Here is a 26,167-nt window from a genome sequence, read left to right as displayed (position 1 = left end):
CCTGTCTAATTAATTCACCATATCCTGTCTTGTAAATACTACGAACGAAATAACAAGAGAAACAACTGCCCAAACAGTTAAATTCATCAAAGAAAATCCCATCGATAAACTTTGTAATGCAGGTAATTTTCCTGATAAATAATCCGTTAATGATAAATTCACACTAAAAATATATTTGGCGCCTTCCCAAGATGTTGCGAACGAGCTTAAAATACCGCCTGCAATTAATGCAGCTAGCATAACGCCCATACCAGCTGGTGTATTACGAATTAAAACAGAGACCATAAATGATATAGTTCCGACAACGATAGCAACAAACCAGGCTAGTCCATACGCCATTAAGATGTATTGCCACTGCGGAATAAGATGTACAAAGTTCGTATTTAACGTTTCCTTATCAATGACGAATCCTGTTAAAACAGGTAAATTCCATCCCGAGTACCCAAATACAAGCCCTGATAATATGTAAGCAAACAAACCTACAAGAAACAGTATGAGCGAAATGAAAAATAACATCGTCACGTATTTACTAAGGAGTATTTTCCAGCGCCGAATCGGCCGCGTAAGTAACATCTTCATCGTCCCATCACTTCGTTCTCCTGAAACGATATCAATGGCGACAATCATTACGAGAAGCGGAATAAATAATGTAATTCCTTGTTCAATAAATGCTCTGACAAAAGTCGGTGCACCCGGTGCCATCGGATTAATATTATGATCTAAATAATATTGTTGTTGCTCAACTCTTACCTTTAACCAATCACGCCATTCTTCTGGCAACCTAGAATTGTTCAACCGGTTCTGAGAATCAACAATTTGCTGTTGCAATGAAACCTTCCAATCAGTTGTACCGAGTCTTTTTTGTGTCGTTTCTATTTCACGATACTGCGCATACACAAAAAGCGGTATCAAGATTGCTAAAATAAGCATGACAACAAAAATACGTTTCTTGCGGTAAATCTTTTCTGATTCATTTAAAACTAGATTCGCAAATTCACGCATGCTGCTCACCCCTTGTGAGTTCAATAAATAAATCTTCTAGCGTAAATACAAGCTCCTTAACGCTATGTACATCTATTTCATTTGCGACAAAGTGTTTATTCCAACTACTTATAGATGCAATATCCATGCGGCATAGTAATCGATCGCCTTCTACACTCACTTCCCTTACTTCTTCGGCCACTTCTAGCATATCTTTCGCCTTAGAAATCGGTGTAACAATCCATTCTACACGATCACTTGCTGTTTTAATTAATTCTTCAACCTTGGCAACTGTTATCATCTTTCCTTTATGAATAATAGCAACGCGATCGCATATCATTTGCACTTCACTTAGCAAGTGACTTGAAATAAACACGCTCATATTTTCTTCTTTCACAAGCTTATGTATAAATTCCCTAAGTTCTCTAATCCCTGCTGGATCTAAACCATTCGTTGGTTCATCTAATATGAGCAATTTCGGATTTCCAAGGAGCGCCTGCGCAATTCCAAGGCGTTGTTTCATACCAAGTGAGTACGTTTTTACCTTGTCATGAATTCTTTCATCTAAATGAACCATTTCAGCAATTTCAATAATACGTTCATCTGATATATCACCTAACATACGAGCAAATTGCTTTAAATTTTCCCATCCCGTTAAATATGTATACAACTCTGGGTTTTCAACGATACTCCCAATTTGACGCATCGCTTCTCTGAAATTTTCCTTAATCGAATAACCACCGATAGAAATCGTACCTTCTGTCGCCTTAATCAATCCGACTAACATTCGAATGGTAGTCGTCTTTCCAGCACCATTTGGTCCTAAGAACCCGAACACTTCTCCTTGCTTTACATCAAAGGAAATATTCTCTACAAGAGTCTTCTTTCCAATTACCTTCTTCAAGTCTCTTACAGAAAGTATCGTCGTCATTTTACCCCTCCTTGTTCTAGTTTTAATTTACTTACAACATTTTGAACTAAACGTTCTGCCATATACGTATAACCTACTTCGTTCGGATGAAAATGATCAGAGTATAATAAATCTTTCCCGCGGTTTTGGAATAAATCAAATGTCGGTGTAATATACACATTTTTATCGTTTAGCGCTAATTTCTCTAAAGATGCATTCCAGTCCACAACAATGTTTGAAGACCCTTTTAAATCTTCTACATCTTCAAAAGGATTGTATAAACCAAGCCAAAAAATCGGACTATCTGTATTTAATTTACGAATTTCTTCTATAATTTTCTTTGCTTCATTTTGAAACGTCTCTGTGTCAGGACGATACGTCTCTAAATCTATTTTCCCAAGTGATTCCCAGCCTGGGAACAAATCATTTCCACCAATCGTTAACACAATTACATCTGCTTGCTTAATTGAATATTGAGCGCCATTACTTTCAATTTGTTTTAATAAATCGGGCATTTTTGCACCACTAACTGCTAAATTTGTTAATGCAATTTTTTGCTTATAATCTTTTTGTAAATCCTCTTTCATTCGCCCAACATAGCCAATTCCTTCTTTATCACCAACGCCACGCGTTAATGAATCACCTAAACTAACGATTTGTAACGTTCCCGTTTTCTTTTTCTCTTTTGCCACTACATCGGTCTTTTTAATTAAATTTGAAGCTTTCGGATTTAATACATCATTTACACCTGAAACAAAGCCATATGCAAATAAACAGAAAGATGCAATTGTAATGAGTAGAATTACTTTTACTACTTTTGATCTCATATCAAAACCCCTTTTAGCCCTCATAGATTGTCCATAATTATACCAAACGAAATTTTGAAAAGCGATTTTCACACCTTCTCAATTATGTCGTTTCTCTATCTACTAACTCTGGTAATAACTCTATATGCTTCACATCTAATTTCTCTTCATTAATCTTTTCATATAATAATTCAAACGCTTTCACTCCAACGTTTTTACTAGAATGCGAAATCGTCGTTATACCCAATATATCTGCCACCTCTTGATCATCACACCCGATAATCGTAATATCCTCTGGAATACGAACTCCTTGTTTTTTTGCTTCTGTAACCATCCCCGCTGCAATATGGTTACAAGATACAAGGAACGCCGTCGGTTTTACTGACATATGAGCCCATTCTCTAATTACATTGCGTCCATCTTCCACTGTAAAACATCCCTCAAATTTCCAGGTCTCTAACGGTGTTACGATACTCTGTTGAAGCGAATCTTCGTACGCCTTCTTTCGTCTTTGGCTATTAACGCTATTACTTCTTCCAATACAATATCCAATACGTGTATGACCGGCATCTATTAAGCTTTTCATCCCACGTGAAAATACTTTGTAGTAATCGATATGGACACTTGAAATATACTTCGAATCTATTTCTTCACACATAACAATCGGGCCGAATTTCGTATATTCTTCAAGCTTCTCCTTACTATTTGTCCGAGAACAAATAATAACCCCATCAAGCTTTTTCATTTTTAACATATTCAAAATTTCTAGTTCTCTTTCTTCACTATAATTCGTCTGGCAAAGCATCATATTATAATTATTCTTTGCTGTCTCTTTTGATATCCCCTCGATAATAGCGCTATAATATTGATCATTTACGTGTGGCAATAAAACGCCAATTACATTCGTTTTTCCTTTCACTAAATGAATTGCATTCACGTTTTGCGTGTAATTTAATTCTTCTATAATCGCTAAAATTTCTTTTCGTTTCTGTTCATTTACGTACGGATGATTATTTAGTACACGTGAAACAGTTGAAACAGATACTCCAGCAAGTTCAGCAATCTTTCTTATATTTGTCATCTCATTTTCCCCTTCTCACAAAAATTCTTCCTTGACCTGGTAAGCTTTCCACAATATATCCTTTCCTAGCAAATACATTTAGAAAGGATATACAACTATGCTTCGATTCAAATTAGAATATATATTTTTCATTGGCGGTTTACTCATTCTTGCCATCGGTATTAATATGATGACGACAATTACTTCCTTTGGACTTAGCCCTTATGATTCCTTCTTTATTGCACTATATCAAAATTTTGGGATAAGTATTGGTTTTTGGATTTTCATGATTAACTTTGCCTTTACACTTATCGTACTCTTTTGGAATAGAAAACAAATTACAATCGGTACAATTGTAACGATGGTTCTTATTTCTCTTTTTGTTGATTGGATTGGTTCCATTACAACTATTATGGACGCTATCCGCTCTCTTCCAAAATATATAACACTTATTTGCGGAAATCTATTCGTTGGAGCTGGAATTGGTCTTTACGTCTCTACAAACCTTTGTGCAGCGCCTCAAGAAGCTTTCGTTTTAACGGTTGCCGAGAAGAAAAAATGGACGTTTAGAAGAACAGAGATTTCATTAGCCTTTTTATTTTTAACGTTAAGCTTTTTATTAGATGGACCTATCTATTTTGGAACAATCATCTTATCCTTTACAACAGGCTGGATTATCCAAGCATTTATTCAAGTTGGTACGCAGATTTTAAATAGAAAAGAGCCTATTAAGCAAGCTGCTTAATAGGCTCTTTCTGTTTTATGGTAAGAGATACTACTTAGCATCCCCTTCAATTCGATAGTTCGCTTTCAAACAATCTATTTCTTCATACCCTTGCAACGTATGTAGAATATAATCATAATCAGCAAGAGACGCACGATGCGTTACAATTACAATTTCAGCCTTTCCTTTCTCTTCAAGCGGCATTTGAATAATTTTCTCAAAGCTAACTCCGCGCTCAGAGAACAATGAAGTAATTTTTGCAAATACACCAATTTCGTCTTTTACATGCAGTCTTAAAAACTTTTTCACGACAATTTCGTCTGGCTCTTTTAATACTTTTTGATATTGTGGGACTACAGCACTATTTCCTGTTACCCCTAATCTAATATTTTGCATTACAGCAACTAAATCCGAAACAACAGCTGTCGCTGTCGGTAAACTTCCTGCGCCTGGTCCATAAAACATCGTTTCTCCAACTGCTTCACCGTACACATACACAGCGTTATATTCATTTTGTACTGCCGCAAGAGGATGTGTATTTGGAAGTAAAGTTGGTTCAACTGTAACCTCCAATTTTTCACCATCTCGTTTTGCAAGACCGATTAATTTAATTGTATAGCCTAAGCTCTTACTGTATTCAATATCTTCCTCTGTAATAGAGGTAATCCCTTTTACTTTCACATCTCCAAGCTCTACATTTGTAGAGAAACCGAGGGTAGCTAAAATCGTCATTTTTCTTGCTGCATCTAAACCTTCTACATCTGATGTTGGATCTGCTTCTGCAAATCCAAGTTGTTGGGCTTCTTTTAACACGTCGTTATATGCTCTCCCTTCGTCTGACATTTTCGTCAAAATAAAATTTGTTGTTCCATTTACAATTCCCATTACTTTCGTAATAAGATCTGAAGAAAGTCCTTCTACGATACTGCGTAAAATTGGAATTCCCCCTGCCACACTCGCCTCATAGAATAAATCAGCCTTATTATCTTTTGCTGTCGCTAATAATTCAGCTCCATGTAATGCCATTAAGTCTTTATTTGCAGTTACAACATGCTTTCCGCTTTTTAAAGCTTGTAAAATATATGATTTTGCATCATCAATGCCACCCATCACTTCAATGACAACATCAATATTTGGATTATCTAAAATTTCATTTGCATCTTGTGTTAATAGAGTAGAAGGTACCTCTACCTCTCTCTCTTTCTCAATGTTTTGCACTAATACTTTCGTTACCTTCACTGGACAACCTACTTGGTGTATGAGTCGTTCTTGATGATCCGTAATAATACGAACCACACCACTGCCAACTGTCCCAAGACCTAATAACCCAACTTGAATTTCTTTCATAGTACTGTCCACCCCTCAAAAATTGTGTTTAGATGAAATTATATGAGTAAAAAATCCGAAAAACAATGTATTTTGAACATTCGGAAAAATAAAGGTTAATCTTTACAAAGAAAACGTTACCACGTGTTACACAATCTTTCTTTACAATATATAAGGGGTTTCTTGATACACGTAATAATTCAACCAATTAGAAAACAATAAATTACCATGACTCCTCCACCTAACAAGCGGCTTTTCATCTGGATTATTATGTTTAAAATAGTTTTTTGGCACATCAATATTTAATCCCTTGTCACGATCTCGTTCATATTCTTGTTTTAACGTCTCACAACTATATTCGCTATGTCCAAGGGCAAACACTTGCCTTCCTTCTGGCCCAATAACAAGGTGAACACCTGCTTCTTCAGAGTTTGCTAACAATGTTAATTCTTTCACTTCTCTAATATCATTCTCTCGTACTTCTGTATGACGAGAATGCGGAGCAAAAAACAATTCATCAAATCCTTGTAATAATTTCACATGTTGCTCGCAAACTTCATGTTCAAATACACCAAACATTTTTTCCTTAAGGGGATACTTTGGAACACCATAATGATAGTACAAGCCAGCCTGTGCCCCCCAGCAAATATGGAGCGTAGATGTTACATTCGTTTTTGAATACTCCATAATATGTTTAAGCTCTTCCCAATAATCTACCTCTTCAAAAGCAAGGGTCTCCACTGGCGCTCCTGTAATAATGAGCCCATCAAACTTTTCATTTTCAATATCACGAAACGTTTTATAAAAGCTTGTTAAATGTTCTTGCGTTACATTACGCGATAGATGTGATTCCATATGAAGCAAATGAACATCTAATTGTAACGGTGTGTTTCCAATTAAGCGAAGTAATTGCGCCTCTGTGTCTTGCTTCGTTGGCATTAAATTTAATATAGCAATTTTTAAAGCACGTATATCTTGTGTTTCTGCCCGCTCCTTCGTCATTACAAAAATATTTTCTTTTTGCAACACTTTGCGAGCCGGTAAATCTTTATCAATTATGATCGGCATGTGTTTTGCCTCCAACTAGAGCTGCTTCCAAATCTGCAATAATATCAGAAACATCTTCTATACCAACCGATAAACGAATTAAATCAGATGTAACACCAGCTAAACGCTGATCTTCAGCATTTAATTGTCTATGCGTCGTACTAGCGGGATGTATAACGCAAGTTCGTGCATCAGCTACGTGCGTTACAAGAGTTGCTAGTTTTACATTTGCGATAAATTCTTTTGCTGCTTCTAATCCGCCTTTAATACCGAAAGTTAAAACACCACTAGCACCTTTTTTCAAGTACTGTTGTGCTAACGAGTAATTTTCATTACTATCTAATCCCGGATAATTCACCCATTCAATACGTTCATGATTAGCAAGCCACTTAGCAACTGCCAGAGCATTTTCGCTATGACGCTCCATTCGTAAATGCAATGTTTCTAAGCCAATATTGCTAATATATGCATTGAATGGGCTCATACAATTTCCATAATCTCTTAATAGCTGAACACGTGCTTTCACAATATACGCTGCTGCACCAAAGTTTTGAACGTAACTTACACCGTGATAACTTGGATCTGGTTCAACAAGCTCAGGATACTTTCCATTTGTCCAATCAAAGTTTCCACCGTCAATTACAATACCGCCTAAGGAGCTCGCATGCCCATCGATATACTTCGTCGTAGAATGAACAATAATATTTGCCCCATGTTCAAATGCCTGGCATAAATAAGGAGTTGCTAATGTATTATCAACGATAAAAGGTACCTCTAATTCTTTAGCGGCAGCTGAAAATTCTTTAAAATTTAAAACATTCATCGCTGGATTTCCTAACGATTCTGCATAGATAAGTTTCGTCTTGTCATTAGCAAGCGCCGTAATTTCATCTGCCGTTAAATTTGGATTAAAGAACGTAACATCAATGCCAAGCTTACGTAAACTCACCCCAAATAAATTAAACGTTCCCCCGTAAACAGTTGAAGAGCAAAGTAAATGGTCTCCACTACTACAAATATTTAAAACTGCGAGCATAATAGCTGCTTGCCCAGAAGCCGTTGCAACAGCTCCTACACCGCCTTCTAAATCTGATAATTTCTGCTCAAATGCTGCTAGAGTAGGGTTTCCAATACGTGTATAAATATATCCTTCTGCCTCTAAGTTAAATAGAGCTGCTAAATCATCCGAAGTATCGTATTTATACGTTGTGCTTTGATAAAGTGGTAAAACACGTGGTTCACCATTCTTTGGCGTATAGCCACCTTGCACACAAATTGTTCCTTTTCCCCATGATTCTCCCATCTCTCATTCTCCTTTCTTTTATACAAAATAAAAAACTGCCCCTTTCCTGAAAACAAGAAAGGAGCAGTTTGAAAACACGCTCTAAAGGCTCTTTCTTATCTCTCAGGATTACTACCTGCAGGATTTGGCACAATTCCGTTATACGGCTGTTGCCAAGGTTTCATCGGGCCTGTCCCTCCACCTTTTCTTGATAAGACTATGCAATTACCGTTGATTTTATAGCAATAATTTCCTAATGTCAAACAGTTTTTCTGAATGTTCTAAAATAAATGTTAACAGTTTCATATAAAGCAACAAAAGAAATATATTCTAGTCTATTTCAAAAAAGACCTTTAAAAACCTCAAATCAGTCTATAAAATTAAATAAGTAATTTAACCTATAAATTCAAATTCCCCAAAAGTTAGCCTATATGTTGAATAGGCCATCTTCTCAAAAAGATACTATATATATTCAATCCATTTTTCACTAGTATATTTCACTTTTTTCCCTACTAAGATTTACATAACGGAGGTATAACATGACAAATAAAAAAGATATGCATTACATACTTGCTCTATATGGCATTCTTCTAGGATCTATAGTAGGAGCTACAGTCTGGTTATTTTTAGTCACAATAAATATTGGAATCCACTTTATTTGGGGATACTTGCCTGAAGTTCTCTCTTTTCCCTCTTATTACACCCTTTGCGTAACAATAATTGGCGGGGTCCTTGTTGGTCTATCACAAAAACATTTTGGTACATACCCACGCCTTATGCCTGAAGTAATGGCTGAATATAAAAAAACTGGTCGAATCGAATATCGCTTTGTCCATCGGGCTACTTTAACAGCGATTATTGTTTTAATTTTCGGTGCTAGTCTTGGTCCAGAAGCCGCACTAGTTGGAATTATAGGCGGACTGTGCACATGGGTAGGGGATCGCTTTAAATTTGCCTTAAAGGGTATGAATGAGCTAACCGAGATCGGAATTGGCGCTACTTTAAGTGTCATTTTTAACGCACCATTATTCGGTTATTTAGCACCAAATGAAAATGAGGGGGAAGAAATTGCTGCTTTTTCTAAAGGAAAAAAAGCGATTGTATACTTAGCTACTACTTTCGCAGGTTTTTCTGTTTATTTACTACTGAGTAAACTTGATAATCGTGGATCCTTTATTGTTGATTTCGGAGAAGGTACACTTTCTTTCAATGAATGGATTGCATTTCTTCCACTTGCTAGTATCGGTGCTATAGTTGGTTTCTTTTATTTCAAGTTAGAATTCACATTAGAAAAGTTAATTCACCCTTTTAGAGAATACAAGCTGACACTCGGAATTATCGGTGGTATTTTATTAGGAATTGCGGGAACCTTTCTTCCGTACACATTATTTTCAGGGGAACATCAATTAAAAGAATTAGTTGTTGAATGGAGCCATTTATCTTTTTGGATACTACTTCTTTCAGGGATTTTAAAGTTGTGCATTACTGCCGTTTGTTTGAACACAGGGTGGCGAGGTGGACATATCTTCCCAATTATATTTTCTGGGTCAAGTATCGGATACGCTGTAGCATCTATTCTTCCTATAGATCCAGTAGCATCTGTTGCCATCGTAACAACAGCAATTTCAAGCTATGCGTTACGAAAGCCAATAGCTATAACATTACTATTACTTATGTTTTTCCCGCTTAATTTACTATTGCCCATGCTTGGTGCAGCTGCTATCGGGAATGCCTTTCCACTCCCAAAACATAACGAAAATAAAAATTAATAAAAATAGGCAGTGGGGACGAAAGCTCCACTGTCTATTTTTTTATTACACATGCTGCTTCAATAACGCTTCTAACTCCTCAAAATTATGCACTTCATATGTCGGTATAATCCCACTATCATTTAATTTCCTTTCTGGATTAAACCAACAAGTATCAATTCCCGCTACATATCCACCTTTAATATCAGCGCTTAATGAATCCCCAATAATCAGCCCTTCTTCAGGTGCAAAGTTAGGAATCCGTTCAAAAACATAATCAAAATACTCTTTCATCGGTTTTTGAAAACCTGTATCTTCCGAAACAAAGACATCTTTAAATAATGAATGTAACCCTGCATTGCGCAAACGTTTATCTTGCGTCTTAGAAACACCATTTGTCACTATATACAATTCATACTCCCCTTGAATTTGATTTATAAATTCAAATGCACCTTGCATGAGTTGATTTCCTTCTTCTAAGTAGTTACGATAATTATTTTCGAATAATATTCCATTTACTTCTTCTCCATACTCTTTAAACAACAGAGAGAATCGTGTATTTACAACTTCATTGCGTGATAGTTCACCTTTTTCAAAAGCATCCCAAAGACCTTTATTTATTTTTTTATAACGAGCCTCTATCTCGTCTGTTAAAGGGATTCCCTTCTCTTCAAAAAGCACTCGTAAAGCCACTTTTTCAGCCTTTTGGAAATCTAATAATGTATCATCTACATCAAATAGCAATGTTTTATATTTTTTCATAAACTCATCACACTCTCTTTTCTACAAAAACAAATTTACATAAATCGTATCATTCCTTCTTGTAAAGATAATAGGAGATATCTCATACTATAAATAGAGGTGAAAATATGAAAATCAGCAAAAATGAGGAAGAAATTTATCAATACATGCAAATCCATCAATTCCATACCCTATTTTCATTTCATGTCTTGCCATATGTAGAGCTACATTCTTTTCAAACGAAAGAGATGATATGTAGCGAAGGAAATACTCTCCCTTATCTCTATTACTTAATTTCTGGGAAGGCAAAAATATATATGAGTCATAAAAACGGGAAGGTTTCATTAATTAATTTTATTCAAGCACCATCTTTTATCGGGGAATTAGGATTAATAGGAGTAGAAAATATTACTAAGTCCGTTGAAGTACTAGAAGATTGTGTTTGTTTGGCACTTCCTCTTAAAGATTGTCAGCAACTTTTATTACAAGATGCAACATTTTTACAGCACTTATGCAAATTTATTGGAGAAAAGACAATTACTCGCACTGAAAATTACGCAAAAAACTATAGTTATCCTTTTGAAAATCGATTAGCTGCTTTTATTTTATTAACAGAACAAAATAATTGTTATATAGAAAAGCATACTGAGGCCTCGGAATATTTAAATGTCAGCTACCGTCATCTTTTATATGTATTAAATCAGTTTTGCCAACAAAATTACTTAAAAAAAGACGGAAGAACCTATTACATACGAGATCGAATTCAATTAAAAAAACTTGCTGATGAACTAAAAATATAAAAAAAGCAGCATTAACGTTTACATGTTAATGCTGCTTTTTCGAGTGACGATTATAATTTTAATTAAAATTTACTTGCTACTTTAGCTGCTTCTTCAAGACCTGTAGCAATGATTTCTTCTGCTTTATCTGGGAATTGGTTATGTCCTTCAATAATTACTGTTTCCATGTTTGTTGCGCCGAAGAAGCCCATCATACTTGCTACATATTTAACAGCCATTTCTACCTCAGCTGCTGGACCTTCTGAATATACGCCGCCTCTTGCATTTAATAATGCAATCTTCTTATCTCCAATTAGGCCAACTGGACCCTCTGGCGTATATTTGAACGTTTTACCAGCACGGTTTAAATAATCAATATATGTGTGCAATACTGCTGGAATCGTTAAGTTCCATAATGGGAAGCCGAAAACAACTTTATCAGCTTCTAGGAATTGATTTAAATACTTATCAGCAACTGCTACTGCTTTTGCTTCTTCTTCTGTTAAATCAAATCCTTTACCTACCTTGAATGTACCATTGATCATGTCTACGCCTACGTATGGTAATTCTTCTTTATATAAATCAAGTTCTACTACTGTATCATTTGGGTGTGCTTCTTTATAGTTTGCTAAAAATGCCTCATATAATTTTACACTAACTGCTTGTTCCGCTGGACGGTTATTTGCTTTAACGAATAAAACTGTTGCCATTATTTATTCCTCCTAGTACTCACTCTTATGTTGTTATATGCTTTCAAAAAAGGTATCCCTTGTAATTGTTGTTTTGTTGCTTACAAACATATTTTATCTTTATATAAAGACAATTTCGTCCTCACATAGACGTATTTTTCCATAAAAAAAGTCCACCTTCTAAAGGCGAACTTGGTCTTACGACTTTCGTCTTATACAATTCCATTTTTAACTGCATATAATGCCGCTTGCGTACGATCAGATAAATTCAACTTACTCAAAATACTACTTACATGCGCCTTAACCGTCTTTTCTGTAATAACTAAAACAGATGCAATTTCCTTATTGCTCATCCCTTTCGCTAATAGCTGCAATACTTCATTTTCTCTCGCTGTTAGCACATCCACTTGAATAGAAGATTCTTCTTCCTTTTCTTCTACAGGTAATGTTTGAGAGAGAAGAGCATTTGCTATATCCGGATGTAATTGAATATTACCTTTATATGCGCTTCGAATAGCCTCAACAAGCTGATCTGGTTCTACATCTTTTAAAATATACCCACTTGCTCCAGCCCTTAATGCAGGTAACACATGCGCCTGATCAGAAAAGCTAGTTAATACAATTACTTTCACATTTGGATACTCTTTTTTTATATATGCCGTCGCCTCAACACCATCCATTTCAGGCATATATAAATCCATTAATATAACATCGGGATTTGTTTCTCCTACTTTCACTAACGCTTCTTTCCCATTATTCGCTTCTCCAACTAACTCTAAATCTTCCTGTGTACTTAAGAAAAATGCTAATCCTTTTAAAACGACTGTATGATCATCAACTAACAATACTTTTATTTTCACAAACTTCCCTCATTTTCACATCATAATGGTACATTTACTTTTACGCTCGTTCGTTTATTACTACTTACAATTTTAATTGTTCCACCAACTAATTCTACTCTTTCACGCATCGTAGTCATACCTAGTGATTTCTTTTCTTTTATATTCTTTTCCACAAAGCCCTTTCCTTGATCAACTATTTCTAATGATACATTTTTCTCATTCACTGTAAAATAAATCGTCGCTTCTTTTACACCTGCATGCTTACTTACATTGTTCAGTGCTTCTTGGCCTATGCGCCACAAAGCTTCTTCTACTACACGAGGTAAATCACGAACACCCGTAACTTGCTCCCTAATTTTCAGTCCCAAATTTTCACCGTACTGCTTTAGAGCTGGCAATAATCCTTTTTCTAATCCTGCCGGACGAAGCTGCCAAATTAATGTCCTCATTTCTTTCAAAGCTCCTTGCGCAAGTTCACGCATCTCATGCAAAGATTGATCTACCTTTTCATTTTTACCTTTTAAAACTGCCTCGGCGCCTTTTGTCATGAAGGTTAATGAAAATAATTTTTGCGAAACAGAATCATGTAAATCTCTTGCTAACCGATTTCTTTCTTCCATTCGTACAAGTTCACGGCGCTGCTCGTTTAACCTCAAATTCTCTATTATTAACGAAACATGGTTCGATAATGCTTGAATTACATCTATTGTATTAGCATCAAACTCTCCATTATTCAAACTAACACATAAAACACCAAATATATGGTTTTGAATATGTATTGGTGTAGCAATAACAGCTCGATTTAGATGTACATTATGTCCTATTTGATGTTTTATTAGAACTGGTTCATCTTGTTCTAACGCCTTCTTGGCCGCCTCTTTTACATCCTCTTGTAACTCTTCCTGAACGTAAGACGCTCGCAGAGATAATTCTTTTTCCTCCCTAATAAAAAGCGCTACTTGATTCCATTGAAATACTTCACCTACGTGATTTACCACCTTTTCAGGTAGTACATTAAACTTATGAATCATTTTTAAATCTTGAATGAAACGCTCTAATTTCACATAATAATGTGCTCTTCTCTTTTCATTTTCATATAATTTTGTTCGCTTTAAAGCCGTACCAATTTGGAAGGCAACCGATTGGAGTAATACTAATTCTTCTTCTGAAAAATGTGTTTTACCCGGACTTGCAACATTTAACACCCCAAATTTTTCTCCCCCAGCTTTTAAAGGAACCGTAGCATGATGAAGAATGCCCTCCGTATCCCCCCAATTATATTCAATTGCATTATTAATTCTTTTACATTCAATAATATTAACGGCTCTCTCCAATTTTCCATCTACAAAACCTCGTAAACACCAACATTCACCTTCGCACATCGGGCGTTTATTTTCATATGTAAGTGCCTCTGGTAATTGATAATCAATTAACTTCGTATACTTACCATTTTCATCCGCAAGAAAAATCCATCCTGTCGTTAAACCTGTTACACTTAGCAATTTCTCGAGGACAGCTTGCAATACATGATATGTATCATTTGATGTATTTAATGTTTCTGCAATTTCCTTTAATATAACTAATTCATTCGTACGATTATCTCGAAACATACTCAGTCTCCTGCATACAAGATTTTAAATAGCTCTTAAAATAAATCATCTACTTTTCACTTTGTACTTATTCGTAACATTGATATAATGGTGAAAACATAGTTTTCATTATATCACTCGAGGGGGCTTTCATAATGACATTAAATAAAGCACTTACTATCGCTGGTTCTGACACAAGTGGCGGTGCTGGTATACAAGCAGATTTAAAAACATTCCAAGAACTGGGCGTATACGGAATGACATCTCTTACAACAATCGTAACGATGGATCCACATAACAGTTGGGCACATAACGTATTTCCAATCCCAGCTTCTACATTAAAACCACAATTAGAAACAACAATTGAAGGTGTTGGCGTAGACGCTTTAAAAACAGGTATGCTTGGATCAGTAGAAATTATTGAAATGGTTGCAGAAACAATCGAAAAGCACAATTTCAAAAATGTAGTAGTTGACCCTGTTATGGTATGTAAAGGTGCAGATGAAGCATTACACCCTGAAACGAACGATTGCTTACGTGACGTTCTTGTGCCAAAGGCATTAGTTGTAACGCCAAACTTATTTGAAGCTTACCAATTAAGCGGTGTGAAAATTAATTCTCTTGAGGACATGAAAGAAGCAGCGAAGAAAATCCACGCTTTAGGTGCCAAATACGTACTAATTAAAGGCGGAAGCAAACTTGGTACGGAAACTGCAATCGACGTCCTATATGATGGAGAAACATTCGATCTTTTAGAATCAGAAAAAATTGATACTACAAATACACACGGCGCAGGTTGCACATATTCTGCTGCAATTACAGCAGAACTTGCAAAAGGAAAACCTGTGAAAGAAGCAGTAAAAACTGCTAAAGAATTCATCACAGCTGCTATTCGTTACTCATTCAAAATTAACGAATACGTAGGTCCAACTCACCATGGTGCATATCGTAAATTCGTTGTATCAAAAGAACTTGTCTAATATATAAATAAAAACACTCACAAGGTTCATACATTGTCTCTGTGAGTGTTTTTTATAAGCTTTATGTCTTCCGGTCATCTTATCTTTAAGATGCAGAGCTGACCTTATTTCTACCATTTCGTTTCGAGTAGTATAACGCATCATCCGCCGCTTGAATAAATTGCTCTGATGCCCCTTCATACTCTGAAACCCCTACCGAAACTGTAATTTTTATTTTTGTTCCATCTAACAATTCAAATGAATGTTTTTCAACAGCTATACGAGTTTGTTCCCCAACATGAATTCCATAAGCTATTCCTTTCCTTGGTATCAAAAGCGCAAACTCCTCTCCACCCTTTCGAAAAACCAAATCCGGAAATGCTGACATTTCTCGCAAAATATGCCCTACTTGTTTTAACACTTCGTCTCCCGCTGGGTGCCCATACGTATCATTTACATGCTTAAAATGGTCAATATCTATAAGTAGTAAACAAAGTGAATCGTTTTTCAAGTGTTTATTACTAATATGACGATTCATCTCTAAATCAAACTGCCTTACGTTTCCTAGACCTGTCAATGCATCTATCGTTGCGTATTGCTTCATCGTTTGAAATAGCTCATTGGATTGTAAAACATAATTTGCACTTATGAATGTTATGTAACCTGTAATAATACTAGAAATTAAATATAATCCCACTATGTGGATCTCTTTAATTAACCATATATATAACGCTGGGATTAGAATAGATAAAATATATGCGTGTAACCATACCCACTTTTCCCCTAAAGAAAGCTTCATACGCGAAATAAAGATACTCCCTATTCCTATCGCAATGATTGTATAAAAGGCCACTTGAGAAGCTAATGAATAATCCATAAACAACAGTCTAGTTACTAAAATCATAATAATTGTTATGGTACTCGCTATCGGCCCTCCAATAATAACAGCTAGAATAACAGCTAAGTAGCGTAAATCCAATAGGATGGTACCAACACGAACACCGAAATACATTAGTAATATACCTAGTATCCCAGTAAAAATGCCTACTACACATTTCTGCCCAAAAGAGAATCCCTCTTTTAACGGCTTATCTCTTAAAAGCTGACCTCCAACAAAAATAAAGGAAAGAATAATTGTTGTATTTACAAATAAGTCCCTTAACATAAAATGATCTCCTTACTTTTCTATCTATCCCTTTCCTTACTTTATTGTATACGAAATCCCTATAATTCCCAAAGTTTTTATTTATTTTTTGCTGTTCCACGTGAAACAGCAAAAAATAAAAAGGGCGAAAACTCGCCCTTTTTCATTAACAACAGCGTGATATTTTTCCACCCTTTGCGTTAAATCTTGCTTCTTGTGCCTCAGCAAAAAATTGCTTTTGACATAAAACCTCTTCTTCAGGATGATGCTTTTTCATATGCTCCACATATACTTCATAACTTGGTACCCCAACGAGCAAACTAATAAAGCGCTTCCTTTCTCCCCATACTTGCCACAGCTTTTTAAGCATAGTTCCTCGACTCACTTTCATCTCTAGGAATATATGGTGCCTCTTTTAACGGCATTGGCTTATTTCTTAATACTTGTATCCAAATTCGAAGTGCTGAAATTAACACAGCGATTACAACTATCATAAAAATCCCACAAAGCGCTGCATCGATATAATCATTAAAAATAATTTGCTTCATTTGAGTAACATTTTTAGCTGGTGCTAACACTTTCCCTTCATCTAACGCTCCCTGAAACACCTTCGCGTGAGATAGAAATCCGATTTTAGGATTTTCATGAAATAGCTTTTGATAACCAGCTGTCATTGTTACAATAAGCAATCCCACAGTTGGAATAAGTGTTACCCAAACGTACGCCTTTTTCCCCATTTTGAACAAAATTGTCGTTCCAAGTAATAATGCAATACCTGCTAGCATTTGATTTGCAATACCGAAAAGTGGCCATAATGTATTAATTCCACCGAGCGGATCTATTACCCCTTGGTATAAGAAATATCCCCACCCTAATACACATAATGTTGTAGCGATTACATTCGCTAATGTAGAATCCGTTTTCCCAAATGGCTTATATACATGCCCTAAAATATCTTGAATCATAAATCGGCCGACACGCGTTCCGGCATCAATCGTTGTTAAAATAAATAGGGCTTCAAAGAGAATCGCAAAATGATACCAAAATGCCATCATGGCCGTTCCACCTATTACTTGTGAGAAAATATATGCCATGCCTATCGCTAATGTTGGCGCACCACCTGTACGTGATAAAATCGTTTGCTCTCCAACATTTACAGCAAGATCTTTTAGTTCATTTGGTGTAATAGCAAATCCCCATGAGGAAATAACTTGAGCTGCCTGCGAGACATCTGTACCGATAAGTGCTGCGGGACTATTAATTGCAAAATACGTTCCCGGTGTTAATACACAAGCTGCAATCATCGCCATCGCTGCTACAAACGACTCCATTAACATTGCTCCATAACCGATTGGCTGTGCGTGTCCCTCTTGCTCAATCATCTTCGGCGTCGTACCTGATGAAACAAGAGCATGGAATCCAGACACTGCACCACAAGCAATAGTAATAAATAAGAAAGGGAATAGGTTTCCAGAGAACACAGGACCAGTTCCATCAATAAATTTCGAAACTGCTGGCATTTGTAAATCTGGTGCTACAATTAAGATACCGATTGCTAACCCTACAATTGTTCCAACTTTTAAAAATGTACTTAAATAATCACGTGGTGCTAAAAGCATCCAAACTGGTAATGCAGATGCAATAAATCCATATACAATAAGCATAATAGCAATTGTTTCACCACTAAATGTGAACATACTTGCAAGTGTTGGATTTTCTGCTACATACTGTCCTCCAACAAGAGATAAAATAAGTAGGATAATACCGATTACTGATCCTTCTCCAACACGACCAGGCCTAATATAGCGCATATAAACTCCCATTAAAATAGCGATAGGAATCGTTGCTGCTATCGTAAACATTCCCCAAGGACTTCCGATTAGTGCCTTTACTACGACCAACGCTAATACTGCTAATAAAATAATCATAATTCCTAAAATACCTATCATTGCAATTAGTCCTGTAACAGGTCCAATCTCATCTTTAATCATTTCTCCTAACGATTTACCATTACGTCTCATTGAAGCAAATAAAATAACAAAATCTTGGACAGCCCCCGCAACAACTACCCCAACAATAATCCAAATGGTCCCTGGTAAATACCCCATTTGTGCCGCTAAAATCGGTCCTACTAAAGGTCCCGCTCCAGCAATCGCTGCAAAGTGATGTCCAAACAATACCCACTTATTTGTTGGAACATAGTCTTTCCCATCATTTAATGTATGGGCTGGTGTTTGCCGATTATCATCTAAATTAAAAACCTTTCTCGCTATAAATCTACTATAAAAGCGATAAGCAACTGCATATACACATACGGCAGCTACTAAGAGCCATACAGCATTAATGGTTTCACCTTGTGATAAAGCTATTACCCCAAAAGCACCTGCTCCTACTGCTGTAATAACGCCCCAAAGTAAGATCGATTTCAATGTCTTCACATACAATTCCCCCAATACTATTTCTTAGTGGAGATTGTACTAAATTTTCTGAATATTTAACTTGAATCCTCCCTATCATGAAGGATTTTCAGTTTATCATGTTAAAATACTCTCATTATCTACTATAATTCAATGTTATTTCGAAGGCGTTTTACATAATTACGACTGACTGGAATCGGTTGCTCATCATACCTATCTAAATACAAATTATACGTGCCATTATAATAAGGTTTCAGTTCTTTTACATATGACATATTAATTAAATAGCTTTTATGTACACGTAAAAAATCATATGCATTTAGCTTATTTTCTAATTCCTGAAGTGTATATGTTGAAATATACTGATTATTCGTTGTGTAAATTGAAACAGTTTTATTTTCTTTATTTTTACTTACATATACGATATCTTCTGGAAGAATATATCGTATGCCCTCTTGACTTTCTATCGGTAGTTTTCGCAAATAACTCTTTGCTTTCTCACCTTGTTCTTTACCTATTTTATATAAAAGAAATTGTAAATCTTCTTCACGAAATGGTCGCAATAAATAATAAAATGCTTGGAAACGAAAAGCTGTAATAGATTCTTCTATGTTTTCACCTACAAAAATAAATTTTGTATAGCAATTTATTTCTCGTAATAAACTTGCATATTCAAAACCAGTACCATCTAGTAATTTGGAACTTAAAAAAACAAAGTCTGGTATATGTTTTTTCATCATAAATAAAGATTCTGTTCCTGTCTTTGCTTCAAAACATTCTACATTTCTCATATTTTCAGTGAAATTTTCAGCTAACTCTCTTCTCTCTTCTGCCTCTTCCATAATCAGTAAAATTTTCATTTCTTCAACCACCTAATTCTTTGTCCATATGTCCTGTTGTATACATTCGCTTTTATAAGAAATAATCCCTTTTTCTTACTATACCATTATTTATCTAAAAAAACAGAAAAAAGGAAACCACTTCGGTTTCCTCTCCCCTTTTATCCCGCACTAACTGCCTATAAAGATCCGAGTAGTGTAGGATAATAAACGGTCAGGGATACGTTTAAATTTTCACTTTATACTAATTCTCGTTGCTTCGTTTCCTGTCCAAGTATTATTACAGCGAATACACCAATTAAAATTGATCCACAAAAAATCGTAAATATTAATGATAGTGAAGCTTCTGAGGCAACTAAATATCCCACTAATAGTGGCCCAAGAATACCACCAATACGCCCAAACGCTGCTGCCATTCCTGCACCTGTACCACGAATAACCGTTGGATACTGCTCAGGTGTATAGGCGTATAATGCTCCCCAAGCACCTAAGTTAAAGAAGGATAGTAACATACCTGCCACGATTAATACTGTTAATGAATCCGCAACCCCAAACAAATAAGCACTGCAAGCTGTCCCAATTAAATACGTAACCAAAACAAATTTACGACCGAGACGTTCAATAAACCAAGCAGCGGTGAAATATCCTGGAAGTTGAGCTAACGTCATAATAAGTACGTATTGGAAACTTTTTATTAAACTAAATCCTTTTAGCACCATTACACTCGGTAACCAAAGGAACATTCCATAATAGGAAAAGACAACACAAAACCATAGAATCCATAGCATAATTGTTGCTTTACGATATTCCCCAGACCAAACTGATTTTATATTTTCAATAACAGATGGCCTTTTTTCAACTTTTTGGAACCTTGGGGAATCCGATAAATTCCATCTTAAATATAAAGCATATAGTGCTGGAATTGCACTCAATACCATCGCAACTTCCCAACCATATTTAGGAATAACAAAATACGAGATAAGAGCTGCAATTAGCCATCCACCTGCCCAAAAACTTTCTAATAACACAACAATTCTCCCACGCTCATGCGCTTCAACACTCTCTGATACTAGTGTAGAGGCAACTGGAAGCTCTCCGCCAAGCCCCATACCAATTAAAAAGCGTAAAACGAGAAACATTGCAAGTGTTGTTGTTAATGCAGTTAAACCACTACCGATAGAAAATAACAATAATGTAATAATAAAGACTGATTTCCGCCCTATTTTATCTGATAGTATCCCAAAAATAAGCGCTCCTACTGCCATACCGATTGAGTTAATACTGCCTATCCAGCCCATTTCTTGCGTACTTAATCCCCAATCCTTTTGCAAGGCTACCATTACAAATGAAAGCATTCCAACATCCATTGCATCAAATAGCCATCCAAGCCCAGCTATACCAAGTAGTTTGCGCTTCGAAATTTCTTTTACCTTGCCCACTAGAAGTCCTCCTCACACAGGTGTCTTTACACATCATTTTACATGTGTGAATTGTATAAGTAAAATACTTTTGTGTAAAAAATTCTCCTTCATCATTCCCAAAAAGTAAAACGTCTATCCCGATTGGTGAGAGCTAATAATCAGTGGGGATGCCTCACTGATTAAAGTTTCAATTTATTAAAAATGAACAAATAAAAAAAGCAGCGATATTTCGCTACTTTTTCGAACGCATTACTTCTTTTAAAAATTCCGCTAATACTAACTGACGACGCCAGCGTGTTGGATTACTGCATAATCTATAAAACCACTCTAAATGAATCGCTTGAATCCATTTTGGTGCACGTTTTACCTCTCCAGCCCATACATCTAAACTTCCACCCACTCCAACAGCCATTTTCGTTTCTAAACGATGCTTATTGTTTTGGATAAAGTTCTCTTGTCTCGGGAAACCAAGTGCAACAAGTAATAAATCTGGTTTTGCTTCTTGAATGCGAGAAATAATATTCTCTTCGTCTTCTTGTTTAAAATAACCATCTTGTATACCGGCGATGGATACAGCTGAATATGTCTTTGTTAAATGATCTGCTGCAGCTTGTACAACATGCGGCTTTGCACCTAATAAGAAAACAGATAACGGCTTACTATCTTCTGATAACTTCGCAAGTAAATTACACATTAAATCAAAACCTGCTACACGTTCTTTTAAAGGTGTACCAAGCATCCCGCTTGCCTTTACAACCCCAATACCATCAGGTGTAATTAAATCTGTATTCAATAATGTTTGATAGAACTTTTCATCCTTTTTTGCGCACATAACAATTTCAGGGTTTGCTGTTACTACCTGAAACGTATGAGTTCGCTCCGCTTCTAGTTGTTCTTTTAAATATTGGACCGTTTCATCCATTGTCATTGTAGAAAAAGGAACGCCTAGAATATCAACTGTTTGTACTGCCATAGTTAACTATCCTCTCTATCATTACAAGTTTTTCGCTATTAATTGCTTATATGTTTCCTTTGTATCTTCATATAGTTTTTGAAGTGAGAAGTTCATAGTAGCATGCTCATAAATATGTTTACCCATTGCTGCTAACTCTCCAGTTTTCCACTTATCATATACTTCTTCTAAAGCTAATGCTAATGCCTTTCCATCACCTGTTGGCACAATCCATCCGTAAGTTTCATCTACGATTAATGGTTCAATTTCTCCAGCCCTAGTCACAATTGATGGTACGCGTTGATTTGCCGCTTCTAATAAAACTAGTGGGAACCCTTCACTATGGGAAGTTAATAAATTTACATGTGACGACGCAAATAATTGTTTTACATCTTGACGATGTCCTAAAAACTCTACTTTATCGTTAATCCCTTTTTCAGTAGCTAATGACTTTAGATTTTCTTCTAATGGGCCATCGCCAACTAATAATACTTTAATTTTCTCTAATTTTGTTTGTTGTAACGCATCGAATAAAACTTCATGTCCTTTGACAGGATGTAATCGTGCTACTTGGATTGCTGTAAATACATCTTCATCAATATTGAACATTTCTTTTTTATTATAGCCTTCTGCTTTTTCCTTATCGTATTCAATTCCATTATAAATAACATGCATCTTTTCATTTGAAATACCTAATGCTGCCAGGCTTTTTTTTAATCTATTTGTTACAACGAAAAATAAGTCTATATTTTTTAAGGCTTTCAAATTTAATTTCGTAAAAATCCAACCTTTTAAGCCCTGTTTAGTAAAGTCTTGAAATGGATCACTATGAATAGTCGTTACCCATTTTGCCTTTATTCTCTTTTTCATTAAAGAAACATAGAAATTAGCCCTAGGGCCATGTGTATGAACTACATCAAATTTTTCTTTATTAATAAATTCACTTATATTCTTTAAAATGGATAAATCATAGCGCGATTTTTGTGAAAACACATGGACTTTTATCCCTAACTCCCTTGCTTCCTTCGCAACAATTCCATCTTCAAATACTGCTAATTCTACTTCACCAGTTGGAAACTGATCGAGAAGTGAAATAATATGTGTTTTCCCTCCCCCATCTTCTGCTCCTGCATTCATATGCAATATTCTCATATTTTTTCCTCCTTTAAATCCTCGCTACGTTTCCATCTATTTTTATTTTACTGTACTAAAAAATAAAAGCTAACAAAAGTTAGCTTTTATTTTTATCATTCAATTTCTAGGTCTACTATTAGATAAGCTAACACCACTACAAAGTAAATCCCAACTCCTGGTGCTGTTAAAATATGTCCTGCAATATAAGCAATACCTAACGCTAACAATAAGCTTGCTGAAATCATTCCATATTTTATATTGAATATGTCCTTAAATCTCGTAGCAAATGCTAGTAAAATTCTTAGCCCGTAATAAATAAATGGAATCATTAGTAATACAAAGCCAATAATCCCGAAATCATAAAACCAATCATGGAAGTCCATTTCAATTAGTTTTGGATCTGGCTGCTTTTGTTCATTGTATTTAAAGTTACCTGCATAACCCATTCCTAATAACTTTTGTGACATTGGCGCTTCTTTAAAGAACTGCTTATGTCTTTCTTCATATACTTGACGTCCACTGAAAATAAGATTTTCTTGATTTTCTTTCTTTTGCTCTTTCTCAAGCTCTTTCTTAACTTCCTCTTCTATCTTCGCCTTTTCTTCTGGCTTTTCAACTTTATGATGATTTTCTTCTTTTGCTTTAAGTTCTTGCTCTTTTTTCAGCTTCTCTTTAATTTCTTTTTCTTTTTGACCTTGCTGTGCCACATTTTGCTCTGATAAATAATTATTGTGAATACCCATATTTTGTGCTAATGGTGTTTGTTTAAACGTCCCAACTACACCAGCTAATAGGACCATAGCAATTACTGCATTAAGCGCAAGGGATTTTTTGTTCGGATTTTTTCTATCAAATAATAATTGTAGTACAATGATTCCGATTGCTGCCCCTAACGTAGCACCAATTGAGCCCATTCCAACTTTTGTACCGACTTGAATTAGCGAATAAATCATTAAAAGTGATGGAATCCAATATAAAATGTGTTTCCAGCTCTTTGTTTTTTGAATAGAATATAGTACCACAATAGGGAAAATAATAGCTAAGATTGAACCTAGTTCATTCCCTGCATAGAACCAACCTCGAGAACCAACCTTCATCCATTCATAACTACCAAAGTCAGTAGATGTTGAAATAGAAATAACCATAATTGCGTTAATGATTAATGTAGAATATACAATACTATTTCGAACCTTATCACTAATATTAACTGTCTTTTTCAATGATTTTAAAGCTAAAATGTATGATCCCAGCATGATATATATATATAATGCTTTCGCAACGAATTTAACCTCTTCACCAAGTACAATAGGATTTTTAACTAGTTTGTTATTAATAAACCCTATCCCTAAAACTCCGGCTAATAATATAAGATAAATTAAAAACTTTCTATTTTCCTTCTCTTTTGCCTGAATTAAAATGTAAATACCACCAACAGCCATAATAAGGAATCTTACTAAAATTCCAACGGTAGCATTTGACTTTAATAAAGTGATGCTAAGAGACGTTAATAAATCTAAAACAGGCTGTAAAATAATAAAAAAGAGCAAAAAATGCTCAAATCTAACCCTAGCTTGATTTGCTAACATTCCAAGACCTCCATACAAAATCTTAACATTATCTTTTAATCATAATTTTTTATCATTCAAACACACCTAGCAATTATAACATAACTCATATTCAAATCGAGAACTATTTTTCCAGCTAAAACTAGCCAGGACAAGTATTAATAAGTAATAAAAATCATCGTCCTTTAGCTATACTCCCCTATTTTTACAAAATCTATCTAACAACCATCCCCTTATTTTTGTCAGTATATACATATTTTTTTATCATTTTATACAAATATAAATATCTCACCTCTAATTGTAATATTTTACCAAATTAACAACATCAAAAAATGTAAAATTAATCTTTTCATATCTTTTTCAGATTACTTTATGGTTATTTTCCAAACATTTTCAAACGCTTTCTTTATGAATTTTATCCGTTTTTCTACATGTAGCGAAAAGTAATTGTTATTTCCAATACTTTAGTGTATATTTTTTCTCTGGAACATCTTTAAGAGGAAGGGATTAAGGCCATGTTATTAATCGATATATTTACGTTTCTTGGCATTATCGCCGCTGCCATTTCTGGTACATTAGTTGGTTTAAAAAAAGATTTAGATTTATTTGGTGTCCTTTGTTTAGCTGTAGCCACTGCGCTCGGCGGCGGTATTATTCGTGATATCATGATTGGTAACCTGCCCCCTGTCGCATTTGTAAAACCCATTTACTTTTTCGTAAGTGTATTATCAGCATTATTTACTTGTATGTTTTTTGAGCGTATCAATAAACTTCAAGTCGTTATTATGCTTTCTGATGCTGTTGGCTTAGGCGTTTTTACAGCTATTGGTGCAAATGCGGCAATGTCACATCATGTTGACGCCTCATTTCTAGTTGTTTCAATGGGAGTCATTACAGGTATTGGAGGCGGTATTTTGCGTGACATTTGTGCTCAAGATATCCCTTACGTATTCCGAAAAGAGATTTACGCAATCGCTTCTATCTTAGGAGCAATTAGCTTCCTAATTACACACGCTATGGGGGCGCACGTATTAGCTTTCTATGTTTGTTTATTAGTAACATTCGTTATTCGTGTCGTCACTGTAATATATAATGTGCATTTCCCTGTCTTCTTTAAAACACATGCTAAAATTAATAAAGGCCATTAAGAGAATTCTAGATAGAATTCTCTTAATTTATATACTATTCAACGAACTAATATAGAGTAATTAT

24 protein-coding genes and 1 riboswitch are annotated in these 26,167 nt (G+C 35.3%); of the genes, 5 read left to right on the top strand and 19 right to left on the bottom strand.

The genetic code is table 11. The annotated features are described in order from the left end of the window. Positions 1-9 precede the first annotated feature (9 nt). Genes DN401_RS19490 through DN401_RS19475 form a run of 4 tightly spaced genes read right to left on the bottom strand, consistent with a single transcriptional unit; the run spans position 10 to position 3,778 of the window. Positions 10-1,002 carry an ABC transporter permease subunit gene (locus DN401_RS19490; protein WP_001206501.1) on the bottom strand — a complete coding sequence of 331 codons (993 nt, stop codon included), beginning with the start codon at positions 1,000-1,002 and terminating at the stop codon, positions 10-12. After that, positions 995-1,912, bottom strand: coding sequence for an ABC transporter ATP-binding protein (locus tag DN401_RS19485; RefSeq protein WP_000207722.1), 918 nt, complete (start codon positions 1,910-1,912; stop codon positions 995-997). Before DN401_RS19485 ends, DN401_RS19490 begins: the two co-directional genes overlap by 8 nt. Then, positions 1,909-2,790 carry an SGNH/GDSL hydrolase family protein gene (locus DN401_RS19480; protein ID WP_002022849.1) on the bottom strand — a complete coding sequence of 294 codons (882 nt, stop codon included), beginning with the start codon at positions 2,788-2,790 and terminating at the stop codon, positions 1,909-1,911. Before DN401_RS19480 ends, DN401_RS19485 begins: the two co-directional genes overlap by 4 nt. A 10-nt stretch (positions 2,791-2,800) precedes the next feature. Next, positions 2,801-3,778 carry a LacI family DNA-binding transcriptional regulator gene (locus tag DN401_RS19475; protein ID WP_000181976.1) on the bottom strand — a complete coding sequence of 326 codons (978 nt, stop codon included), beginning with the start codon at positions 3,776-3,778 and terminating at the stop codon, positions 2,801-2,803. A 97-nt stretch (positions 3,779-3,875) separates the two neighbouring features. On the opposite strand from DN401_RS19475, the gene DN401_RS19470 reads away from it, so the two are divergent. Continuing rightward, the gene (locus DN401_RS19470; protein ID WP_000943416.1) at positions 3,876-4,502 is read left to right on the top strand and encodes a YczE/YyaS/YitT family protein; all 627 of its coding nucleotides are present in this window, start codon (positions 3,876-3,878) and stop codon (positions 4,500-4,502) included. A 30-nt stretch (positions 4,503-4,532) separates the two neighbouring features. Here DN401_RS19470 and DN401_RS19465 read toward each other — a convergent pair whose 3' ends face one another. From DN401_RS19465 to DN401_RS19455, 3 genes are all read right to left on the bottom strand, one after another. Further along, positions 4,533-5,828, bottom strand: a complete 1,296-nt coding sequence (locus DN401_RS19465; RefSeq protein ID WP_000659109.1) for a homoserine dehydrogenase — start codon at positions 5,826-5,828, stop codon at positions 4,533-4,535. Between the two features lie 141 nt (positions 5,829-5,969). After that, positions 5,970-6,875 (bottom strand): homoserine O-acetyltransferase MetA, encoded by a 906-nt coding sequence (gene metA / locus DN401_RS19460; protein ID WP_001121536.1) that lies wholly within the window; start codon positions 6,873-6,875, stop codon positions 5,970-5,972. After that, the gene (locus DN401_RS19455) at positions 6,859-8,157 is read right to left on the bottom strand and encodes a bifunctional O-acetylhomoserine aminocarboxypropyltransferase/cysteine synthase (protein ID WP_000504780.1); all 1,299 of its coding nucleotides are present in this window, start codon (positions 8,155-8,157) and stop codon (positions 6,859-6,861) included. The genes metA and DN401_RS19455 overlap by 17 nt, the downstream gene beginning before the upstream one ends. Before the next feature lie 92 nt (positions 8,158-8,249). Next, a riboswitch (SAM riboswitch) is annotated at positions 8,250-8,354 on the bottom strand. Between the two features lie 321 nt (positions 8,355-8,675). Between DN401_RS19455 and DN401_RS19450 the strand changes: the two genes are divergently transcribed. Next, complete coding sequence (locus DN401_RS19450; RefSeq protein ID WP_000182456.1) at positions 8,676-9,905, top strand: chloride channel protein; 1,230 nt, start codon at positions 8,676-8,678, stop codon at positions 9,903-9,905. Between the two features lie 45 nt (positions 9,906-9,950). Here DN401_RS19450 and DN401_RS19445 read toward each other — a convergent pair whose 3' ends face one another. Further along, entirely contained in the window at positions 9,951-10,646 is a 696-nt protein-coding gene (locus DN401_RS19445) for a YjjG family noncanonical pyrimidine nucleotidase (RefSeq protein ID WP_000760196.1), read from the bottom strand. A 107-nt stretch (positions 10,647-10,753) separates the two neighbouring features. On the opposite strand from DN401_RS19445, the gene DN401_RS19440 reads away from it, so the two are divergent. Next, a complete protein-coding gene (locus DN401_RS19440) occupies positions 10,754-11,425 on the top strand; it encodes a transcriptional regulator YeiL (protein WP_000703310.1) in 672 nt (223 codons plus the stop codon). A 62-nt stretch (positions 11,426-11,487) separates the two neighbouring features. On the opposite strand, the gene DN401_RS19435 is transcribed toward DN401_RS19440, so the two are convergent. The 3 genes from DN401_RS19435 to DN401_RS19425 all read right to left on the bottom strand — a co-directional run bounded on the left by DN401_RS19435 (position 11,488) and on the right by DN401_RS19425 (position 14,545). Further along, positions 11,488-12,114 carry an FMN-dependent NADH-azoreductase gene (locus tag DN401_RS19435; RefSeq protein ID WP_000246734.1) on the bottom strand — a complete coding sequence of 209 codons (627 nt, stop codon included), beginning with the start codon at positions 12,112-12,114 and terminating at the stop codon, positions 11,488-11,490. Positions 12,115-12,305: 191 nt separating this feature from the next. Beyond that, complete coding sequence (locus DN401_RS19430) at positions 12,306-12,953, bottom strand: response regulator (RefSeq protein WP_000695801.1); 648 nt, start codon at positions 12,951-12,953, stop codon at positions 12,306-12,308. Positions 12,954-12,973: 20 nt separating this feature from the next. Next, complete coding sequence (locus tag DN401_RS19425) at positions 12,974-14,545, bottom strand: GAF domain-containing sensor histidine kinase (protein WP_000488138.1); 1,572 nt, start codon at positions 14,543-14,545, stop codon at positions 12,974-12,976. Between the two features lie 134 nt (positions 14,546-14,679). On the opposite strand from DN401_RS19425, the gene pdxK reads away from it, so the two are divergent. Continuing rightward, positions 14,680-15,504, top strand: a complete 825-nt coding sequence (pdxK, locus tag DN401_RS19420) for a pyridoxine/pyridoxal/pyridoxamine kinase (protein ID WP_000174266.1) — start codon at positions 14,680-14,682, stop codon at positions 15,502-15,504. A gap of 85 nt (positions 15,505-15,589) precedes the next feature. On the opposite strand, the gene DN401_RS19415 is transcribed toward pdxK, so the two are convergent. The 8 genes from DN401_RS19415 to DN401_RS19375 all read right to left on the bottom strand — a co-directional run bounded on the left by DN401_RS19415 (position 15,590) and on the right by DN401_RS19375 (position 24,976). Then, entirely contained in the window at positions 15,590-16,648 is a 1,059-nt protein-coding gene (locus DN401_RS19415; RefSeq protein ID WP_000942917.1) for a GGDEF domain-containing protein, read from the bottom strand. Between the two features lie 145 nt (positions 16,649-16,793). After that, complete coding sequence (locus DN401_RS19410; RefSeq protein WP_000914503.1) at positions 16,794-16,997, bottom strand: YbdD/YjiX family protein; 204 nt, start codon at positions 16,995-16,997, stop codon at positions 16,794-16,796. Beyond that, a complete protein-coding gene (gene cstA / locus DN401_RS19405; protein WP_000854312.1) occupies positions 16,990-19,065 on the bottom strand; it encodes a carbon starvation protein CstA in 2,076 nt (691 codons plus the stop codon). The genes DN401_RS19410 and cstA overlap by 8 nt, the downstream gene beginning before the upstream one ends. Positions 19,066-19,187: 122 nt before the next feature. Further along, complete coding sequence (locus tag DN401_RS19400) at positions 19,188-19,904, bottom strand: LytR/AlgR family response regulator transcription factor (protein WP_000698256.1); 717 nt, start codon at positions 19,902-19,904, stop codon at positions 19,188-19,190. A 218-nt stretch (positions 19,905-20,122) separates the two neighbouring features. Beyond that, positions 20,123-21,322, bottom strand: coding sequence for an MFS transporter (locus DN401_RS19395; protein WP_000521081.1), 1,200 nt, complete (start codon positions 21,320-21,322; stop codon positions 20,123-20,125). Positions 21,323-21,536: 214 nt separating this feature from the next. Further along, positions 21,537-22,277 (bottom strand): WecB/TagA/CpsF family glycosyltransferase, encoded by a 741-nt coding sequence (locus DN401_RS19385; protein WP_000290746.1) that lies wholly within the window; start codon positions 22,275-22,277, stop codon positions 21,537-21,539. Positions 22,278-22,298: 21 nt separating this feature from the next. Beyond that, on the bottom strand, positions 22,299-23,408 hold the full coding sequence (locus DN401_RS19380; RefSeq protein WP_149287905.1) for a glycosyltransferase family 4 protein: 1,110 nt from the start codon (positions 23,406-23,408) through the stop codon (positions 22,299-22,301). A 95-nt stretch (positions 23,409-23,503) separates the two neighbouring features. After that, positions 23,504-24,976, bottom strand: a complete 1,473-nt coding sequence (locus tag DN401_RS19375; protein WP_000880755.1) for an O-antigen ligase family protein — start codon at positions 24,974-24,976, stop codon at positions 23,504-23,506. A gap of 494 nt (positions 24,977-25,470) precedes the next feature. Between DN401_RS19375 and DN401_RS19370 the strand changes: the two genes are divergently transcribed. Further along, positions 25,471-26,103, top strand: coding sequence for a trimeric intracellular cation channel family protein (locus DN401_RS19370; RefSeq protein WP_000924371.1), 633 nt, complete (start codon positions 25,471-25,473; stop codon positions 26,101-26,103). Positions 26,104-26,167: the final 64 nt, after the last annotated feature.

This window comes from Bacillus sp. BF2-3 (genome assembly GCF_008368795.1).
Classification (GTDB): domain Bacteria; phylum Bacillota; class Bacilli; order Bacillales; family Bacillaceae_G; genus Bacillus_A; species Bacillus_A cereus.
This window is presented reverse-complemented; position numbering and strand designations above follow the sequence as displayed.

What these genes read in the sequence shown, in the direction of transcription:
- DN401_RS19490 (WP_001206501.1), bottom strand. Translation starts at nt 1,002, where the DNA reads ATGCGTGAATTTGCGAATCTAGTTTTAAATGAATCAGAAAAGATTTAC.
- DN401_RS19485 (WP_000207722.1), bottom strand. Translation starts at nt 1,912, where the DNA reads ATGACGACGATACTTTCTGTAAGAGACTTGAAGAAGGTAATTGGAAAG.
- DN401_RS19475 (WP_000181976.1), bottom strand. Translation starts at nt 3,778, where the DNA reads ATGACAAATATAAGAAAGATTGCTGAACTTGCTGGAGTATCTGTTTCA.
- DN401_RS19470 (WP_000943416.1), top strand. Translation starts at nt 3,876, where the DNA reads ATGCTTCGATTCAAATTAGAATATATATTTTTCATTGGCGGTTTACTC.
- DN401_RS19465 (WP_000659109.1), bottom strand. Translation starts at nt 5,828, where the DNA reads ATGAAAGAAATTCAAGTTGGGTTATTAGGTCTTGGGACAGTTGGCAGT.
- metA (WP_001121536.1), bottom strand. Translation starts at nt 6,875, where the DNA reads ATGCCGATCATAATTGATAAAGATTTACCGGCTCGCAAAGTGTTGCAA.
- DN401_RS19455 (WP_000504780.1), bottom strand. Translation starts at nt 8,157, where the DNA reads ATGGGAGAATCATGGGGAAAAGGAACAATTTGTGTGCAAGGTGGCTAT.
- DN401_RS19450 (WP_000182456.1), top strand. Translation starts at nt 8,676, where the DNA reads ATGACAAATAAAAAAGATATGCATTACATACTTGCTCTATATGGCATT.
- DN401_RS19445 (WP_000760196.1), bottom strand. Translation starts at nt 10,646, where the DNA reads ATGAAAAAATATAAAACATTGCTATTTGATGTAGATGATACATTATTA.
- DN401_RS19440 (WP_000703310.1), top strand. Translation starts at nt 10,754, where the DNA reads ATGAAAATCAGCAAAAATGAGGAAGAAATTTATCAATACATGCAAATC.
- DN401_RS19435 (WP_000246734.1), bottom strand. Translation starts at nt 12,114, where the DNA reads ATGGCAACAGTTTTATTCGTTAAAGCAAATAACCGTCCAGCGGAACAA.
- DN401_RS19425 (WP_000488138.1), bottom strand. Translation starts at nt 14,545, where the DNA reads ATGTTTCGAGATAATCGTACGAATGAATTAGTTATATTAAAGGAAATT.
- pdxK (WP_000174266.1), top strand. Translation starts at nt 14,680, where the DNA reads ATGACATTAAATAAAGCACTTACTATCGCTGGTTCTGACACAAGTGGC.
- DN401_RS19415 (WP_000942917.1), bottom strand. Translation starts at nt 16,648, where the DNA reads ATGTTAAGGGACTTATTTGTAAATACAACAATTATTCTTTCCTTTATT.
- DN401_RS19410 (WP_000914503.1), bottom strand. Translation starts at nt 16,997, where the DNA reads ATGCTTAAAAAGCTGTGGCAAGTATGGGGAGAAAGGAAGCGCTTTATT.
- DN401_RS19400 (WP_000698256.1), bottom strand. Translation starts at nt 19,904, where the DNA reads ATGAAAATTTTACTGATTATGGAAGAGGCAGAAGAGAGAAGAGAGTTA.
- DN401_RS19385 (WP_000290746.1), bottom strand. Translation starts at nt 22,277, where the DNA reads ATGGCAGTACAAACAGTTGATATTCTAGGCGTTCCTTTTTCTACAATG.
- DN401_RS19380 (WP_149287905.1), bottom strand. Translation starts at nt 23,408, where the DNA reads ATGAGAATATTGCATATGAATGCAGGAGCAGAAGATGGGGGAGGGAAA.
- DN401_RS19375 (WP_000880755.1), bottom strand. Translation starts at nt 24,976, where the DNA reads ATGTTAGCAAATCAAGCTAGGGTTAGATTTGAGCATTTTTTGCTCTTT.
- DN401_RS19370 (WP_000924371.1), top strand. Translation starts at nt 25,471, where the DNA reads ATGTTATTAATCGATATATTTACGTTTCTTGGCATTATCGCCGCTGCC.